Origin of the sequence: Sorangium sp. So ce362, assembly GCF_051519845.1 — a bacterium.
Classification (GTDB): Bacteria; Myxococcota_A; Polyangia; order Polyangiales; family Polyangiaceae; genus Sorangium.
In genome coordinates, this window is sequence record NZ_CP150332.1 from 7062612 (window position 1) to 7080137 (window position 17526).

12 protein-coding genes are annotated in these 17526 nt (G+C 71.8%); 1 reads left to right on the forward strand and 11 read right to left on the reverse strand.

The window, feature by feature from the left end; genetic code table 11:
- Positions 1-350 precede the first annotated feature (350 nt).
- Both ltrA and WMF17_RS26920 read right to left on the reverse strand, forming a co-directional pair.
- On the reverse strand, positions 351-1688 hold the full coding sequence (ltrA, locus tag WMF17_RS26915) for a group II intron reverse transcriptase/maturase (protein WP_437644007.1): 1338 nt from the start codon (positions 1686-1688) through the stop codon (positions 351-353).
- Positions 1689-2950: 1262 nt separating this feature from the next.
- Positions 2951-4999, reverse strand: coding sequence for an ATP-binding cassette domain-containing protein (locus tag WMF17_RS26920; RefSeq protein WP_437644009.1), 2049 nt, complete (start codon positions 4997-4999; stop codon positions 2951-2953).
- An 18-nt stretch (positions 5000-5017) separates the two neighbouring features.
- On the opposite strand from WMF17_RS26920, the gene WMF17_RS26925 reads away from it, so the two are divergent.
- Positions 5018-5692 carry a hypothetical protein gene (locus tag WMF17_RS26925; protein WP_437644011.1) on the forward strand — a complete coding sequence of 225 codons (675 nt, stop codon included), beginning with the start codon at positions 5018-5020 and terminating at the stop codon, positions 5690-5692.
- 30 nt (positions 5693-5722) lie between these two features.
- On the opposite strand, the gene WMF17_RS26930 is transcribed toward WMF17_RS26925, so the two are convergent.
- From WMF17_RS26930 to WMF17_RS26970, 9 genes are all read right to left on the reverse strand, one after another.
- Complete coding sequence (locus WMF17_RS26930) at positions 5723-7222, reverse strand: pyruvate kinase (protein ID WP_437644012.1); 1500 nt, start codon at positions 7220-7222, stop codon at positions 5723-5725.
- A 217-nt stretch (positions 7223-7439) separates the two neighbouring features.
- Complete coding sequence (locus WMF17_RS26935) at positions 7440-9917, reverse strand: SpoIIE family protein phosphatase (RefSeq protein WP_437644014.1); 2478 nt, start codon at positions 9915-9917, stop codon at positions 7440-7442.
- Between the two features lie 17 nt (positions 9918-9934).
- Positions 9935-10312 (reverse strand): hypothetical protein, encoded by a 378-nt coding sequence (locus WMF17_RS26940; RefSeq protein WP_437596032.1) that lies wholly within the window; start codon positions 10310-10312, stop codon positions 9935-9937.
- 317 nt (positions 10313-10629) lie between these two features.
- Positions 10630-13128 carry a SpoIIE family protein phosphatase gene (locus WMF17_RS26945; protein WP_437644016.1) on the reverse strand — a complete coding sequence of 833 codons (2499 nt, stop codon included), beginning with the start codon at positions 13126-13128 and terminating at the stop codon, positions 10630-10632.
- 16 nt (positions 13129-13144) lie between these two features.
- On the reverse strand, positions 13145-13522 hold the full coding sequence (locus tag WMF17_RS26950; protein ID WP_437596035.1) for a hypothetical protein: 378 nt from the start codon (positions 13520-13522) through the stop codon (positions 13145-13147).
- A complete protein-coding gene (locus WMF17_RS26955; protein ID WP_437604312.1) occupies positions 13503-14021 on the reverse strand; it encodes a hypothetical protein in 519 nt (172 codons plus the stop codon). The genes WMF17_RS26950 and WMF17_RS26955 overlap by 20 nt, the downstream gene beginning before the upstream one ends.
- A gap of 76 nt (positions 14022-14097) precedes the next feature.
- Positions 14098-16608, reverse strand: coding sequence for a SpoIIE family protein phosphatase (locus WMF17_RS26960; RefSeq protein WP_437644018.1), 2511 nt, complete (start codon positions 16606-16608; stop codon positions 14098-14100).
- A gap of 17 nt (positions 16609-16625) precedes the next feature.
- Positions 16626-17003: a hypothetical protein gene (locus WMF17_RS26965; protein WP_437644019.1), complete on the reverse strand. Its 378-nt coding sequence runs from the start codon at positions 17001-17003 to the stop codon at positions 16626-16628.
- The gene (locus WMF17_RS26970) at positions 17000-17416 is read right to left on the reverse strand and encodes a hypothetical protein (protein ID WP_437596037.1); all 417 of its coding nucleotides are present in this window, start codon (positions 17414-17416) and stop codon (positions 17000-17002) included. The genes WMF17_RS26965 and WMF17_RS26970 overlap by 4 nt, the downstream gene beginning before the upstream one ends.
- Positions 17417-17526: the final 110 nt, after the last annotated feature.

Genomic DNA, 17526 nt, shown 5'->3' on the forward strand with positions numbered 1-17526 from the left:
GCCGCTCGCGGCCTCGAAGGCGAACCTCGCCGCATCGCCGGCGAGGCACCGGCAGCGCCGGGGCGACCCCCGGCAGCGCCCCGACACCGCCGGTCGTGCCGCCGGGCTCCGAGGAGCAGCTCAGGACGTCAGTTCCATCGCCCTCCTCGTCCGAGGTCTACTCCAGGGCGCTGGCGAACGCGTTCTTCAGCTCGGAGGCGATGTCCCCCCGACGACATCTCGCCGGAGTTGACTCGCGCTCCACCCATTATCGGATCCTAGTCGGGTAGACCGGGGTCGACTGCCCCCCGGCCCCCCACAGATCCGGACGTGCGGAATTCCCGCATCCGGCTCTTCGGGACACGGGTTCGCTACGAGCGTGCAGGAGCGGGGTGCCTGATGCGCGGCCGCGGAAGGGGATACCTCTCCAGCAGCCGGTGTATCCGCTCCCAGGTCATCTTGGCGTTCTGCGAGCGGCGATCGAGCCACTTGCGCCACACCGCCACAACCTCCCAGGCGAAGCGACGGAGCGCCTCCGAGTTCCCGGTGATCCCGTAGTACTCGTAGTGACCCCGCAGCTTCATGGCCAGGCTCCCCTGCTGGCTGCTCAGCTCATCGTGCATGTGGTCCCTGCACCACTCCGCCACGCGCCGCAGCGCGCGGCTGAAGCGGTCCTTGGCGGTCCTGCGTTTGATCGCCCAGTTGCCTCGCCGCGACCTGCCCCAGTGATGCATGAAGCCGAGCAGATCGAACGTCGACGGCCACATCGGCGACGCCCCGCCGCTCGGCGGGGGTCTCTTCGGCGGCCGCTGGAACGGCAACAGGCGCGTCTTGTCCGGGTGCAGGCTCAGCCCGTACTTGCCGAATCTCTTCGGCAGCACGGCCATCACCCGGCGCGCGTCTTCTTCCACTTCGAACAGCAGCACCGCGTCGTCCGCGTAGCGGATGAGGTGTACCCTGCCTCGAAGCCGGGGTCGGACATCGCGCTCGAACCACGTGTCGAGCACCTCGTGCAGGTAGATGTTCGCCAGGATCGGCGAAACCACGCCGCCCTGCGGTGTGCCGGCCTCCGGGTAGCTGAGGCTACCGTCTTCATGCACGCCCGCGTGCAGCCACTTGCTGATGAGACGGAGCAGCACGCCGTCTCGTACCCTGCGGCGCAGCGCATCCATCAGGTGCTGACGGTCCACCGTGTCGAAAAACTTTCGGATGTCGACCTCGATGACCCATCCGCCCGCCATCTCCATCGCCTTGTCCCAGAACGACGCGAGCGCTCGGTGTGCCGAACGGCCGGGCCGGAAACCGTACGAGCAGTCAAGAAAATCCTGCTCAAAGACGGCCTCCAGCACCATGGCCACCGCGCGCTGCAGGATCTTGTCCTCAAAGGTCGGGATGCCGATCGGGCGTGTTTCCCCGTTGCCCTTCGGGATATGGACCCGCCTCACCGGCGGCGCGCGGTACGTGCCCGCCTTGGCTCGTTCCAGCAGCGACCGGAGGTTGTCCTCCAGTTGCTCCGCGTACTGCTCCGCGGTCTGCCGGTCCACGCCGGGCGCGCCGTCCTTGCGCGTTCGCCGGTAGGCTTCGCGCATCCAGTCCAGGTCGATGTGATGGGCGAGCGTCGTCAGCACCATGGTGGGTGCCTGCCGCGCCAGCTCCGCTATTCGTTCGAGTTTCGTGCAGACGGTTTCGGAGCCCGATGTCTCCTTCATCTTTCCCTCCAACGATCCCGTGCCCCGGTGCTCCCCTTCCCTCCACGGGGTCCCTCGGGTTGGTTCCCCCGCTTCCGCGGTACTACGAGTGCACTCCGACTTCCCGTCGCCCCCGCTCCGCTCGCTTGCGCTCCGCTCGGCGGTTCCACCTCTCGGTGGAGGCGGCGGGACCTCCCAGGTTCCTCGGGAAACCCTTGCGTACGTGCCCTGGTCTCTGACCCCGGTGGGTCGCCACGCCAGGCCCTGCGACCGGGGGCTACCCGGGCTCGCTCTTGACGCGACGATGTTGTCTTCCGCTGCGTTCACGGCGTCGACCCCACGACCTCTGATCTTTCGAGGCTCCATCCCACGGCCCGCACGCTCGCTGTCTACGCTTCGCGACGCCGGTCGCCCGGCGCCCCGCAAAACTCGCTTCCGGCTGGTGGGCCAACCTTGCCGGGCGGGACTCTCACCCGCAGGGTTTCTTCGCGAAGTTTCAGCTCATCGCTTCCTCCTCGCCCAGGCTTGGCCTGGCGCACGAGCACCGATCACGTTGATCGAGCGAGAAATGAACCGCCAAGGCGCCGAGGACGCCAAGAAGAGAACAAGATCTTGGCGTCCTCGGCGCCTTGGCGGTTCGATTCTCTGCTCTTTCGAGCGGTTTCAACCCGTTTGTCGTTCTAGTATTCATCGACATTCAGCTGTGCGCCTTGAGCCGGTGTGCTGAACCCCACGTCGCGGCGACGAGCGACAGGGCTCCGAGGGCGTGAAAGAAGACGTGGGTAGTCGAGCGGCGTGACGGCGCGAACATGGGCTTCTCCTTGCGGGACATGGGGGCTGGACCAACCGAGCCTGGCCCTGAAGGTCGAATGAGGCATCCTCGCGAGGCGCAGAAACGAGCGCCGAGAGGTCATGCGGTGGCAAAGCGCGTCGGCGTCACGAACAGGAGCTCGACGCGCGCCCTGGGCAGAGCACAGTGCACGCCATGTGCCGGCGTGAGATCGCGGCGATTTCGCCTGCGACCGCGCGCAGGGACGCGCGAGGGGACGGCTCGAGCGGCGCAGCTGGAGGCTCGAGCCGCCAGCGCTGGCGCTCTCAGCCTCCATCCCGGTCGGCGGGGATGTCGCTCTCTCGACGTGCTAGCCCGGCGGCGGCGAATCACCGCGACCGGGAAAGGTCCCGGCCCGATTCGTGGTCCTCGATCGCGCTGGGCTCCTGGGACCCCAACGTGGTCGACGAGTACGTCGCAAGCTCTGACGAGCGCCTCCTCCTGAGGGGATCCCTCAGGTGACAGGGGTCGAGCGCTGCAGCGCATCGGCCAGCAGCGACCGGTAGAGGTGCGAGCCCTCGCGCAGCGACTCGTGCGTGCCCACCGCCACGACCCTGCCCTCGTCGAGCAGCACGTTGAACGTCGACCTGAGGAGATGCGGCCCGTGGGTCACAACGATCGCGGTGCGCCCGGCGGCGACCTCGCACACCGTGCGCAGGAGCGCCTCGGCGGTCGCGCCCGGCAGGCCCGCCTCCGGCTCGTCCAGCACGAAGACGCGCGGCTCGCGCAGCAGCACCCGCGCGAGCAGCAACCGCCGCGCCTCGCCGCCGGACAGGCTCGGCGGCGACGTGCGCACCTCGGTCGCGATCCCGCGCGCCGGCCGCGTCCCCGCCGGCCCGTCCGACCCCCCCGCCAGCTCGTCGAGCTCCACCCGGCGAAGCGCCTCGCGCATGCGGTCCTCCGAGGGCGCTGGCGCGAGGCCGAGCGCGAGGTTGTCCGCGATGCTCCGCTCGAACAGCCGCGCCGACTGGCCCACCACGCCGAAGAGCCGCGGCAGGTGCTCGGGCGGGATCTGCCGGAGATCCACGCCTCCCACGGAGATCGCGCCCGACGACGGCTCGTCCAGGCGCAGGAGCAGGCGCAGGAGCATCGATTTGCCGCTGCCGGAGCGGCCGCAGACGCCGACCACCACGCCGGCGGGAATCGAGAGCGACACGTCCTCGAGCACCGGACGGCTCGCGCCCGGCGGGGTGAAGGTGACCCGCTCGAAGACGATCGCCAGTGGCCCCATGGCCTCGCCGTCCAGGCCGGTCGCGGGGGCGCCGCTCGGGCGCGGCGGGTGCTCCGGCAGCCGCAGCAGGGCGAGCGTCGCATGCAGCAGCGGGGCGCGCTCGAGGAAGCCGGCGCGGAGCGCGTCGAGCGCCTCGAGGCGCGCCATCAGGAGCGGCACAACGAGCAGGAGCTCGCCGACCTCGCCCGCGCCCGCATCCCCGCGGGAGGCCGCGATCGCCGCCACGATGACGAGCGGCGAGAGCGCCGCGAGCACGCCCTTGATCTGGCCCGAGACCGCGAGCGCCTGGCCGAAGCGGCGGCGCGCGTCCGCGACCCGGTGCGCCGCCCCGGCGAGCTCGCCCTCCGCCTGGGCGCGGGCGCCGAGCAGGCGCAGGTCCTCCGCGCCCGCGAGCGCCTCGCCGAGGGCGCCGAAGACGGCCGTGTCGGCGTGCTGCATCTCCCGCATCGCGTGCGCCACGCGGCCCGAGGCGCGATCCGCCGCGAGGCGCGAGGCCGCGAAGAGCGCCGCGCCGCCCGCGAGGACGAGCGCCATGCCGCTCGAGACGAGCGACGCGGCGAGCACCGCGAGCGTCGCGAGCGCCTGGGGCAAGCCGGTGGCGAGGGCGACCCCGAAGTCGGCGACGAGGCCGGCGTCGCGCGCGATCGCGAGCCGCACGACCTCGGCGCCCCGCGCGGGCGGCGCGGGCGGCGCGCCGGCGCCGGCCGGCGGCCGGGGCGCCGCGGCGGGCCCCGCCGCCCGGGCGTCCAGGAGGGCGCGCCCCGCAGCGTCGACGTCCCGGGGCGAGGCGGAGAGCGCCGCGTGGAAGAGCGCGACGCGGAGCGCGGCGGTGAGGTCGCCGGCGAGCTCGGAGCTCTTCCGGCTCGACAGCACCGCCGCCGAGGCCGAGGCGAGCGTGGCGCCCAGCGCGGCGAGGACCACCGCGGACGGCGGCGCGCCGTCGAGCAGCCGGGCGAGCGCGCCGCCGAGGCCGCTGGAGGGCGCCGCCGCGCGCCCGGCCACGGCGCCGAGGGCCGCGCCGGCCATGGCCGGCAGGAGGCCGGACAGGGCGCCTGCGAGCGAGGAGAGCGCCACGACGAGGGCGAGGCGCAGCCCTCCGGAGAGGGCCGCGCGGCGCTCTGCCGGCCCCTGCTCCCCCGCCGGCGCTTGCGACATGTGCGCCCCGCCCCCCTCGCGCAGCGAGCGAAGACCGATCCGCAGGATCGCGAGGAGCGCGCGCATCGACGTGCGGCGCCACGCTACACCGCGGACGCCGTTGCGCGCGACGCGCATTCGATCGACCCTCTCCCCGTGCGCACCGCGCTCGTGGTCCTGCTCCCGCTGCTCGCGGCCTGCGAGCGCCCTCAGCCCGCGCCGCCGGCGGAGGCCGACGCGGGGGCTCACACCCCCTGGACGCGCGGCGCCGCGCCGCCCCTGAGCGAGCGCAGCGCCCACCCCCGGACAGGCGCTGCGCCGGCGGTGGGCTCCGCCGAGCCGGACGCGCTCGAGGAGATCCTCGCCGCCGCGCGGCAGGCCGCGCCCAGGCCGGGCGACGGCGCGAGCCTCGCGAAGATCGGCACGAGCACCGGCCTGCCGGCGCCCTCCGCGCCCCTGCCGGCCCCGGCGCCCGCCCCCACCCCGGCCCCGCGCTCGCGCGTCGAGATCGGCGCGCCCATGATGCAGGCCAACATGTCGAGCCCCGCGATCGAGAAGGCGGCGCGGGCGCAGCTCTACTGGGACCTCGTGCAGCGCTGCCGCGACCCGGACGGCAAGAGGTTGCCGCCCGACGCCGTCCGCGTCGAGTTCAACGTCGACGCCGAGGGCTACATCGTGGTGCCGACGATCATCGGCAGCGCCTCCGACCCCCGCCACGACGAGGCCGCCACGTGCATGCGGCGGGAGCTGTCCGGCGCCGCGTTCCGCGCGCCGGCGGGCGCGCGCGGGCTGCCGACCCGGGTCGACGCCACCGTGCCGTCGGTGGACTGACCGGCCGGCGCCGGCGGCCCCCGCGCCGCCTCAGTCGAGGCGCGAGACGCTGAGCGGCCGCATCAGCGCCCGCTTCTTGTCCTGGTGCTCGTGCATCCGCTTCAGCACGTCGACGACGAAGGCGACCGTCGCGACGAGGTTCTCGCCCTGGTTGAGCATCACGCACTCGGCGCGCGAGCTCATCGCCGCGTCCGTCACCTCCCCGCGGGTCGGCACGCCGGTCTTGTTCAGGCTCTCGAGCACCTGCGTCGCCCAGATCGCCGGGACCAGCGCGGCCTCGCACAGCCACAGGAGCTCCTCCTGGACCTCCGCCACCCGCACGACCCCCATCTCGACGGCCATGTCGCCGCGCGCGAGCATCACCCCCACGTGCTCGCTGCGCATCGCCGTGAGCAAGAGCCGCGGGAGCTGCTGGAACGCAGGCGTCGTCTCGATCTTGAGCACGATCCCGAGGTGATCCGCCCCGCGCGCGGAGAGCTCCGCCTGGAGGCGCTCCACATCGGAAGGAGACCGAACAAACGAGAGCCCCACCATGTCGGCGTGGCGCGCGATGAAGTCGAGATCCTCGAGATCCTTCGGCGCGAGCGGCGGGATCCCGAGCTCGGTGTCCGGAAAGTTCAGGCCCTTTCCAGGCTTCAGCTTCACCGAGCCCTGCCGCGCGAAATCCACCTCCACGAGCGCGGCCCCCTCGGTCACGGCCTGGACCGTGCCGCCCAGCCGCCCGTCGTCGTAGAACACCCTGTGCCCGGGCCGGAGGTCGTCGACGACCTCCGGGATGGAGCAGCCGACCACAAGCGCCTCCTCGGCCTCGGCCCCGCCCGCCAGGGCGCGCGCCCGCTTCACGTCCTTGCAGAGCCAGAACTTCGGCCGCTCGCCCGACGCAGGGAGCGTGACGCGCGCCGACCCGCCGATCTTGCCCACGCGCGGGTTGGGCCCGGCGATGTCGCAGAGCACCTTGTACGCGATCCCGGTCTCCTTCCCCGCCTTCCGGAGCCGATCGAGGAGCTCGGCCCACGCGTCCGCGTCCCCCTTCGAGCAGTTGATCCGCGCGATGTCCATGCCGCCCTCGAGCAGCCGCTTCAGCTCGCCCTTCCGCGCGTCCCGGGGCAGCGTGACCATCACCCGCGTCTGGCGCCCCTGCCCCCCCTCGCCGAGCAGCGCCAGCGCGTGCTCCTCCAGCAGCGCGCCCCCCGACGCGAACGTGGTGGGGTGCTCGCCGGGCGGCCGCGCCTCGGGGCGCCGCGCGAGCGCGTCGAGCGCGCCGAGCACCGCGTCCAGCGAGGCCAGCGCGCAGCTCTCCAGGCGCCCCAGCGAGCTCAGCCCGAGCGAGGCGAGCCGCGGCTGCAGCTCGCGGAGGTCCTGCTGCCGGACGGCGAGGTAGTGGAGCAGGTTCGTCGCCCCCGCCCGGTGCCGCGGGTGCACCGCCGCGATCAGGTGCCGGTAGCGCTGCTCGTGCTCGCCGGCGCTCGCGCGCAGCGCCTCCACGGCGGCGAGAGCGTGCTCAACAACCTGCGGGTCGGGACAAGCCATGGCGCGATCTCCGGGCTCCGGTGCGTGGATCCTCGCACCGCTGCGGCGCACCGCGACGCGCGGCGCTCCGGCGAGTCCAGCACCGCGCTCCGGGCAAGTCCAGCGCTGCAACCCCCGCAGCGCGCCGGCGACGACAGGACGCCTCCGCTCCGCCACGGCGCCGTCACGGACGGCCGCCCCCCGCGGCCAGCGCCGCGGCGGGCGCTGCCCCGAGGCGCTACGCGGGCGCGCGGTACCGCGCCACGACCACCGTGATGTCGTCGTCGGGGCTCGAGCACCAGCCCTCGACGTCCCTCAGGATCCGGTCGCGGATCGCCTCGACGGGCGCGGTCTGGACGGCCTCGATGGCGGCGCAGAGCCGCTCCAGCCCGAACTGCTCGCGGTGCGCGTTGCGGGACTCCGTCACGCCGTCGCTGTAGAGCACGAGGACGTCCCCGTCCTCCAGGACGAACTCGGCGTCCCGCGTCACCGCGTCGATGACGGGCAGCACGCCGATCCAGACGCCCGTGCTCGGGATGCACACGCACCGCCGCGTCCGCGCGGAGCACACGATGATGTCGTCGTGCGCCCCCGCGAACGTCACCCGCCCGCTCCGCTCGTACCGGAGGAGCAGCAGCGTCGCGTGCTCGTCCCGCTTCAGCCGGCCGCGGACGTTCTTGAACACCGCCTTGTTGAGCGCCGCGAGGAGCTCGCTCGGGCTCGCGCCCGGGTCCCGGCTCGTCAGCGCCGAGACCATGCTCTGGATCATCAGCATCACGAGCCCCGCCGCGAGCCCGTGCCCCGCGACGTCGCCGATCCCGAGCCACCCGCCCCCGGGCGTCGCGATGACGTCGTAGTAATCGCCCCCCACCTCGGCGGCCGGCGTCATGGCCGCGCAGAGCTCCAGCCCCTCGACCTCGAGCTCCTCCGGCACAAGCGTCGTCTGGAGGCGCGCCGCGAGGGCGGTCTCCTGCCGCTCGCTCTCCTGCTCCAGCCGCTCGCGCAGCTCCACCTGGCGGACCATCTCCCGGTGCAGCGCCACCGTCTTCACCGCAGAGCCGATCTGGAGCCGCAACGCGTCGTACGCCGTCTCGGACATGCCGCTGTTGAGCGCCATGATCCCGAAAAACTCGGTGTCACCAAACGTAAGCGGCATCACAACGGTACCCCTGCGCTCGTGCGAGCTCAGGAACCCGGGCGGTGCGAGGGAGCGCGCGGGGAAGCTCTCCGCGGGGGGCGCCACCTCGCGACCGCCCTCCATCAAGAAGAACGTCTTCAGGGCGGTGCGCTGGGCGTCCTCGTAGAGCGAGACGGCGGCGCAGGTGACGTGCAGCCGGGGCATCTCCGAGGCCAGCATGCGCTTGAAGAGCGGCAGGCTCAGGCACGTCGAGAACCACCGCCCGCTCCAGCTCAGATCGATCGCGGCGACCTCGACGTCGAGGCGCTGGCGCCCCTCGGCGCGCACCGCCGCGGCCCCGACGAGGACGCGGCACGCGTGCCAGAGCTGCTCGATGGCCTCGTTCGCGGCGGCCCCGGCCGGGTCCTCGCTCGGCCGGCGGAGCCGCGCGCGCAGCAGCGTGATCACGCCCTGGAACAGATCGAGGAACACCCCCTCGCGCGCCGCCGCGTCGAGGACGCGCTCCAGCACGAGCAGGAAGCGCCCCTGGCTCCCCTCGAGCTCCTCCTCCAGCGCCGACAGGAGCTCGCCGGACCAGCCGTCGAGCGAGGCGGCCGGGATGCCCACGGCGCGCTCGAGCGCGCGCTCGAGCTCGCCGCGGCGGCCACCGAGCACGAGCCCCCCGTGGCGCGGCGGCGGGCTCGTGCGCGGCGGCACGGCGGCGACGGCCTGATAGGCGCAGCCGCACGACTCGCGCCGCGTGAGCTCGATCGGCTGCGTGCGGAGCTCGGGGACGCGCTCGCCGTCGAGCATGCGCAGGACCGTCTCGAGCGCGATCTCCCCGAGCCGCTGGATCGGCTGGCGGACCGTGGTGAGCGACGGCTTCGCGTAGCGCGCCACGCCGACGTCGTCGAAGCCGCACACGAGGATGTCCCGGGGGACATCGCGGCCCTGCGCCTTCAGGAGCTCGATCGCGCCGAGGGCCATGTTGTCGTTGGCGGCGAGCACCGCGTCGAGCTCGACCCCGCGGGCCAGGATCTCGGACATCGCGACCCGGCCGCTGTCGATCGTGAACTCGCCGGCCGCGACGAGGCGCTCGTCGCAGGGCAGCGCGCGCGCGGCGAGCGCCTTCCGGTACGCGTCGGCGCGGAGCCTCGCCTCCCCGTTGTTGGCCGGCCCGCCGATGTACGCGACGCGCCGGCACGCGTGCTCGTCGAGCAGGTGGCCGGCCGCCATCTCGATCCCGAGGCCGTTGTCGACGACGACGCTGGGGACGCCCGCGAGCGGGATCCCGATGCTGCACACGGGCAGCGGCGCGTAAGCGCGGCAGAAGCTCTGCACGCCCTCGACGCCGACGTGGTTGCAGAGCGGCGCCGCGGCGACCACGATGCCGTCGACCGCCTCCGGGCCGACGAGGCGATAGATGCTGTTCTGGGCGACCTCGGCGGCGCTGTGGCCGGCGAGCGTCTCGCCGACGGCGATCACGAGATTGACGTCGTGCGCCTCGGCGGCGCGCTCGGCCCCGATCCGCACGGCGGACTGGTACTCGCCCCGCACATAATCCATCACGAGGGCGATCGTCCGGCGCTTCTGCTTCATGTCCTCGGGCTCTCGGGTCAGGCGTCCTCGATCGAGACGAGCTCCGGGGACATCCGCTCGAGCGCCGCCAGGCTCCGCCTTTGCCATCCGAGCCGCGCGTCCGCGATGAACAGCACCTTGCACTTCATCCCGTGGCCCGCGAGGCCGCAGATGAAGCTGATGAACGCCTTCAGGCAGCTCGAGTTCAGGAAGTAAAGGGCCCTGATGTCGAACTCGACGACGTGGATGGAGAGGCGCTGCACCTCCGCCTGGAGCGCCTTGAGGCAGAGGCCGAGCTCCGGCGCCGCCGCCATGTCGCCTGTCCCGCTGAGCTTGACGCCGAGGGTGTCGTCCCTCAGGGTCGGAGCGATCCCGAAGCTGTCCGTGACGACAGGCTCAACCCGCAAGCTGCTCATCGACCCTCCATCTCCCGACCGGCGCGCGCGCGAGGCGCGTCAGCTCGCCGCCCTCGCTCGCGAGCGCGCGGTCCTCGTCCAGCACCATCGCGCAGACGCTGGACACCGGCCGTAACAGCGCGATAACCGTCCGTTTGCTCGGAAGAAACGTGATGCACCAACGTGATGTACAGGAACGGCGAAGCGTTCTGGCTCACTCCGGAAGCTAACACGACCCGGCCAGCGTACGTCGTTCTTGCACGGGATCCAATCCCCTCGGTCCGCTGTGCGGCCATGTAGGCGCGCTCGTGGCCGCGCGCCACCACCGCGCCGGGCCGTCAGGGCTGTCGGGGCGCTCGGTACCTCGCCACGACCATCGTGATGTCGTCGTCCGGGCTCGGGCACCAGCCCTCGACTTCCTTCAAGATCCGGTCGCGGATGGCCACGACGGACGCAGACTGGGCGGACTCGATGGCGGCGCAGAGCCGCTCGAGGCCGAACTGCTCATGGTGGGCGTCGCGCGCTTCGGTCACTCCATCGCTGTACAGCACGAGGACGTCGCCGTCCTCCAGGACGAACTCGGCGTCTCGCGTCATCGCGTCGATCGCGGGCAGCGCGCCGATCCAGACACCCGAGCTCGGGATGCACACGCAGCGACGGGTGCGCGCGCGACACACGATGAGGTCGTCGTGCGCCCCGGCGAACGTCACCCGCCCGCCCCGCTCGTACCGGAGGAGCAGCAGCGTCGCGTGCTCGTCCCGCATCAGGCGGCCGCGGACGTTCTCGTACACCGCCGCGTTGATGGCCGAGATCAGCCGGGCAGGGCTCGCCCCCGGGTCCCTGCGCGTCAGCGCCGAGACCATGCTCTGGATCATCAGCATCACGAGCCCCGCCGCGAGCCCGTGCCCCGCGACGTCGCCGATCCCGAGCCACCCGCCCTCGTCGGTCGCGAGCACGTCGTAGTAGTCGCCGCCGACCGCGGCGGCCGGCTTCATGACGGCCGAGAGCTCGAGCCCCTCGACCGAGAGCCGCTCCGGGACCAGCGTGGTCTGGATGCGCGCCGCCACGACGCTCTCCTGGCGGACCTTCTCCTGCTCCAGCCGCTCGCGCAGCTCCACCTGCCGGATCATCTCCCGGTGCAGCGCCGCGGCCTTGACCGCCGAGCCGAGCTGGAGGCGGAGCGCGTCATAGACCAGCTCGTGCGCACCGCTGTTGAGCACCGCGACACCGAACTTCTCCAGGTCGCCGAACGCGACAGGGATCGCGATCAGGGTCGTGCGCTCTCCACCCCCGAGAAAGCCGTCGGGCGCGAGGAGCCGGGCCGGGAAGCTCGCGGGCGGCGGCTCCACCTCGCGGCCGCCCTCCATGAGGAAGAGCGTCTTCATCGTGGTTTGCTGCGGATCGTGGGCGCCGAGCGTGCTGTCATAGAGCGACACCGCGACGCGCGAGAACCCCAGGGCGGGCAGCTCCGACGCCATCACGCGCTTCAGGATCGGCAGGCTCAGGCAGGTCGAGAAGCTCCGCGCGCTCCAGCTGAGGTACGTCGACGCGAGCTCCACGTTGAGCCGCCGCTCCCCCTCGACGCGCACGGACGCGCTCCCGATGACGATGCGCGAGGCGTGCCAGAGCCGCTCGAGGGTGGCCTGGAGGACGCCGTCGCCGCCGTCCTCGACCGGCCGGTGGAGCCGCTCGCGGAGCACCGCGATCGCGCCCTGGAAGTGATCGAGGATCGCGCCCGCGCGCCCCGCCGCGTCGAGGAGCGCCTCCAGCGCATGCAGGAAGCGGCCCTCCTTCCCGGTGAGCTCCGCCTCCAGCGCCGACAGGAGATCGCCGGGCCAGCCGTCGAGCGAGCCGGTCGGGATCGACACGCTCCGCCGGAGCCCCCGCTCCAGCGACTCCCGCTGCGCGGCGATCAAGGCCGCGCCGCTCCGCCCCAAGGTGCCCGGAGGCGGGAGCGAGGCGCTCGCCTGGACCCCGCAGCCGCACGACTCGCGGCACGTGAGCTCGACCTCCAGGAGCGCCATGTCCTGCACGTCCTTGCCGTCGAGCATGCGCACCATGCTGTCCATCGCGAGGGCCCCGAGCCGCTTCATGGGCTGGCGGACGGTGGTCAGCGACGGCTTGGAGAACCGCGCGATGACCGCGTCGTCGAAGCCGGACACGAGGATGTCCTGCGGGACGCGGATCCCCCGCTCCTTGAGCAGCTCCATCGCACCGAGGGCCATCTTGTCGTTGGCGGCGACCACGGCGTCGGGCTCGCCCCCGCCGGTCAAGAGATCGCGCATCGCGCTCCTGCCGCTGTCGATCGTGAACGCGCCTTCCGCGAAGAGGCGCTCGTCGAGCGGGACGGCGCGCGCCGCCAGCGCTCCCCAGTACGCCTCGGCGCGCGCGCTCGCCTCCTCGTTGTTGGCCGGCCCGCCGATGTACGCGACGCGCCGGCGCCCGTGGGCGTCGACCATGTGCCCGACCGCGAGCTCGATCCCGAAGGCGTTGTCCACGGTGAGGCTCGGGATGCCCTCTATCTCCATTCCGATGCTGAGGACCGGCAGCGGCGCGTAGCCGCGGAGGAACTCCCGCATCCCCTCGATGCCGATGTGATGGCAGAGGGTCGCCGACGCGACGATGACGCCGTCGACCGTCTCCGAGCCGACGAGGTGATAGATGCTGTTCTGGGCCGCGTCCGTCGCCTCGGGCAGCGCGAGCGTCTCTCCGAAGGCGACCAGGAGATTGACGTCATGCGCCTCGGCGGCGCGCTCGACCCCGAACCGCACCTCGGACTGGTAGTCTCCGCCCACGTAGTCCATCAAGAGGGCGATCGTCCGGCGCTTCGTGCTCATGCCCACGGCTCTCGGATCAGGTATCGGCGATGGAGACCAGCTCCGGGGACATGCGCTCGAGCGCCGTCAGGCTCCGCCGCTGCCACCCCAGCCGCGCGTCCGTGATGAACTCCACCTTGCACTTGAGCCCCTGGCCCGCGACGCTGGAGATGAAGCTGATCAACGCCTTGAGACAGCTCGAGTTCAGAAAATAAAGCGCCCTCACGTCGAACGCGACGGCGCTCACGCGCAGGCGCAGCGCCTCCGACTGGATGTCCTTGAGGAAGAAGCCGAGCGGCCCGACCGCCGCCATGTCGCCCGTACCGGTGAGCTTGACGCTGAGGGTGTCGTCCCTCAGGGTCGGCTCGATCCCGAAGCTGTCCGTGACGACGGGCTCAACCCTCAAGATGCTCATCGACCCTCCACCTCCCAACCGGCGCGTGCGCGATGATCGTCAGCTCGTTGCCCTCGATCTTGTAGTCCACGTCGAGCCCGCCCTCGGCGCGCACCCGCGCGAGGCCGAGCCCCGACACCCCTTCTACCATCGCCGTCTCGCAGATGAGCTCGTCATAATGCTTCACCGGATCGATCGCTGTCTTCAGCTCGAACAGCCGCCTCTCCACCTCGCGCAGCCGCTCCGGAGAGGCCTCGTTGCGGGCGCATATCTTCATGACGCACGAGCTGTCGCTCTCCTCCAGCGCGAGCTCGAGGCTGACCTTGGGGCCGGAGGAGTACTTGATGATGTTCTCGGCGAGCTCGTGCGCCGCCATGTAGAACCGCGAGCACACGTTCGCGTCGTCGAGCACCATGCTGCAGAAGCTGGACACCAGGCGAAGCACGCTGTTGGCCATCCGCTCGGTCGGATAGAACGTGATGCACAGGAACAGTGACCCGCTGCGGCTCGGTTCGGACACTGGCACGATTGAGCAGCCTACGTGGTTCTCGGACGGAATCCAATCCCTGTCTTCCTTCCCGCGCGCGAGGTAGCGCTCATGTAGGAAAGCCGGCGGACTGGAGCGACAGCCCCCGAGGCGCGCTGTACCTCGCCACGACGACCGTCACGTCGTCATCGGGGCTCGGGCACCAGCCCTCGACCTCCCTCATGATCCGGTCGCGGATCGCGTCGGCGGGCGCGTCCTGGGAAGACTCGATGGTGGAGCACAGCCGCTCGAGGCCGAACTGCTCCCGGTGGGCGTCGCGCGCCTCCGTCGCGCCGTCGCTGTACAGCACGAGGAGGTCGCCGTCCTCCAGGACGAACTCGGCGTCTCGCGTCATCGCGTCGATCGCGGGCAGCGCGCCGACCCACACGCCCGAGCTCTGGATGCACACGCAGCGACGGGTGCGCGCGCGGCACACGATGAGGTCGTCGTGCGCCCCGGCGAACGTCACCCGCCCGCTCCGCTCGTACCGGAGGAGCAGCAGCGTCGCGTGCTCATCCCGCTTCAGCCGGCTGCGGACGTTCTCGTACACCGCCGCGTTGACCGCGGAGACGATGTCGCTCGGGCTGGCGTTCGGGTCGCTGCGCGTCAGGGCCGAGACCATGCTCTGGATCATCAGCATCACGAGCCCGGCCGCGAGCCCGTGCCCCGCGACATCGCCGATCCCGAGCCAGCCCCCCTCCGCGGTCGCGAGCACATCGTAGTAGTCGCCGCCGACCGTGGCGGCCGGCCTCATGACGGCGGAGAGCTCGAGCCCCTCGACCGAGAGCTGCGTCGGCACAAGCGCCGTCTGGATGCGCGCCGCCACGACGCTCTCCTGGCGGGCCTTCTCCTGCTCCAGCCGCTCGCGCAGCTCCACCTGCCGCACGACCTCCCAGTGCAGCGCCGCGGCCTTGACCGCGGAGCCGATCTGGAGGCGGAGCGCGTCATAGACCAGCTCGTTCGCGCCGCTGTTGAGCACCGCGACGCCGAATTTCTCCGCGTCGCCGAACGCGACCGGCAGCGCGATCACGCTCCAGCGCTCCCCGTCTCCCAGAAAGCCGTCGGGCGCGAGGAGCCGGGCCGGGAAGCTCGCGGGCGGCGGCTCGACCTCGCGGCCGTCCTCCATCAGAAAGAGCGGCACCATGGTGTTGCGCCGCGGGTCGTCGTAGAGCGACACGGCGACCCGCGAGAACTGCATCCGCGGCAGCTCCGACGCCATCATGCGCCGCAGGATGGGCAGGCTCAGGCAGGTCGAGAAGCTCCGCGCGCTCCAGCTCAGGTACAGCGACGCGAGCTCCACGTTCAGGCGCTGTTGCCCCTCGGAGCGCACGGACGCGCTCCCGACGAGCACGCGCGAGGCGTGCCAGAGCTGCTCGAGCGTCTCCGCGAGCGCCGCGCCCCGGAGGTCGCCGGGCCCGCGGCGCACCCGCTCGCGGAGGAGCGTTATCACGCCCTGGAAATGCTCTAGGTTCGCGCCCTCGCGCCCCGCTGCGTCGAGGAGCGCCTCGAGGGCGCGCAGGAAGCGGCCCTCCTCCCCGGCGAGCTCGTCGTCGAGCGCCGACAGGAGCTCACCGGCCCAGCCGTGGAGCGGGCCGGCCGGGATCGCGACGCTCTTCTCGAGGTCGCGCTCCAGCGCCTCCCGCCCGCCGGCGTGCGCGGGCGGGAGCGGCGCGCGCCGCGCCCTGCTCGAGGGCCCGCCCGCCGCGTCCGCCGGGTTGCCGCAGCCGCAGGACTCGCGCAGCGTGAGCTCGACCGGGAAGAGGCTGCGCTCCGGGACGGGCTCGCCGTCGATCATGCGCATCAGCGCGTCGACGGCGCGCGCGCCGAGCCGCTTGATGGGCTGGCCGACGGTGGACATCGACGGCTTCGTGAAGCGCGCGATGACCACGTCGTCGAAGCCGCACACGAGGATGTCCTCCGGGACGCCGAGGCCGCGCGCCCGGAGGGCGTCGATCGCGCCGAGGGCCATGGCGTCGTTCGCGGCGACCACGGCGTCGAGCTCGACCCCGCGATCCAGGATCTCGCGCATGGAGGCGCGCCCGGAGTCGATCGTGAACGCGCCGCACGCGAAGAGGCGCTGGTCGAAGGGCAGCGATCGATCGGCGAGCGCCCTGAAGTAGGCGGCGGTGCGCACGTCCGCCTCCTCGTTGTTGGCCGGCCCGCCGAGGTACGCGACGCGCCGGCACCCGTGGGCGTCGACCATGTGCCCGACCGCGGCGTCGATCCCGAGGGCGTTGTCGACGACGAGGCTCGGGACGCCGTCGATCGCCACCCCGATGCTGCAGACCGGCAGCGGCGCGTAGGACCGGCAAAACCGCTGCATTCCCTCGATGCCGACGTGATGGCACAGGGTCGTCGAGGCGATGATGATGCCGTCGACCGTCTCGGCGCCGATGAGGTGATAGATGCTGTTCTGGGCCGTACCGGACGACCCGGGGAGGGCGAGCATCTCGCCGAAGGCGATCACGAGATTGACGTCGTGCGCCTCGGCGGCGCGCTCGACGCCGAAGCGCACCCCGGACTGGTACTCGCCTCGTACGTAGTCCATCAAGAGGGCGATCGTCCGGCGCTTCTTGCTCATGGCCTACGGCTCTCGGGTCAGGTATCGGCGATGGAGACCAGCTCCGGAGACATGCGCTCGAGCGCCGTCAGGCTCCGCCGTTGCCACCCCAGCCTCGCGTCCGTGAGGAACTGGATCTTGCACTTGAGCCCCTGACCCGCGAGACCGCAGATGAAGCTGATGAACGCCTTGAGGCAGCTCGAGTTCAGGAAGTAGAGGGCCCTCACGTCGAACTCGACGGCGCTCACGGAGAGGCGTACCACCTCCGCCTGGAGGGTCCTGAAATAGGAGCCGAGCGGCGCGGCGGCCGCCATGTCGCCCGTGCCGGTGAGCTTGACGCTGAGGGTGTCGTCCCTCAGGGTCGGCTCGATCCCGAAGCTGTCCGTGACGACGGACTCAACCTTTAAGCTGCTCAATCTGCCCTCCATCTCCCAACCGGCGCGTGCGCGATGATCGTCAGCTCGTTGCCCTCGATCTTGTAGTCCACGTCGAGCCCGCCCTCGGCGCACACCCGCGCGAGGCCGAGGCCCGACACCCCCTCTATCATCGCCGTCTCGTTGATGAGCTCATCATAGTGCTTCACCGGATCGCTCGCGGTCTTCAGCTCGAGCAGCCGCCTCTCCACCTCGCGCAGCCGCTCCGGAGAGGCCTCGTTGCGCGCGCGGATCTTCAGGATATAAGAGCTCTCGTCCTCCTCCATCGCGAGCTCGAGGCTGACCTTGGGGCCCGTCGAATACTTTGTGATATTCTCGGCGAGCTCGTGCGCGGCCATGTAAAACCGCGAGCTCACGTTCGCGTCGTCCAGCACCATCCCGCAGAAGCTGGACACCAGCCGTAACACCGCGTTGGCCAGCCTCTCGCTCGGGAAGAATGTGATGCAAAGGAACAGTGAAGCGTTCTGGCTCGGTTCGGGCGCGGGCACGGTTGGAGCAGCGTACG

What these genes read in the sequence shown, in the direction of transcription:
- ltrA (WP_437644007.1), bottom strand. Translation starts at nt 1,688, where the DNA reads ATGAAGGAGACATCGGGCTCCGAAACCGTCTGCACGAAACTCGAACGA.
- WMF17_RS26920 (WP_437644009.1), bottom strand. Translation starts at nt 4,999, where the DNA reads ATGCGCGTCGCGCGCAACGGCGTCCGCGGTGTAGCGTGGCGCCGCACG.
- WMF17_RS26940 (WP_437596032.1), bottom strand. Translation starts at nt 10,312, where the DNA reads ATGAGCAGCTTGCGGGTTGAGCCTGTCGTCACGGACAGCTTCGGGATC.
- WMF17_RS26935 (WP_437644014.1), bottom strand. Translation starts at nt 9,917, where the DNA reads ATGAAGCAGAAGCGCCGGACGATCGCCCTCGTGATGGATTATGTGCGG.
- WMF17_RS26960 (WP_437644018.1), bottom strand. Translation starts at nt 16,608, where the DNA reads ATGAGCAAGAAGCGCCGGACGATCGCCCTCTTGATGGACTACGTACGA.
- WMF17_RS26950 (WP_437596035.1), bottom strand. Translation starts at nt 13,522, where the DNA reads ATGAGCATCTTGAGGGTTGAGCCCGTCGTCACGGACAGCTTCGGGATC.
- WMF17_RS26930 (WP_437644012.1), bottom strand. Translation starts at nt 7,222, where the DNA reads ATGGCTTGTCCCGACCCGCAGGTTGTTGAGCACGCTCTCGCCGCCGTG.
- WMF17_RS26945 (WP_437644016.1), bottom strand. Translation starts at nt 13,128, where the DNA reads ATGAGCACGAAGCGCCGGACGATCGCCCTCTTGATGGACTACGTGGGC.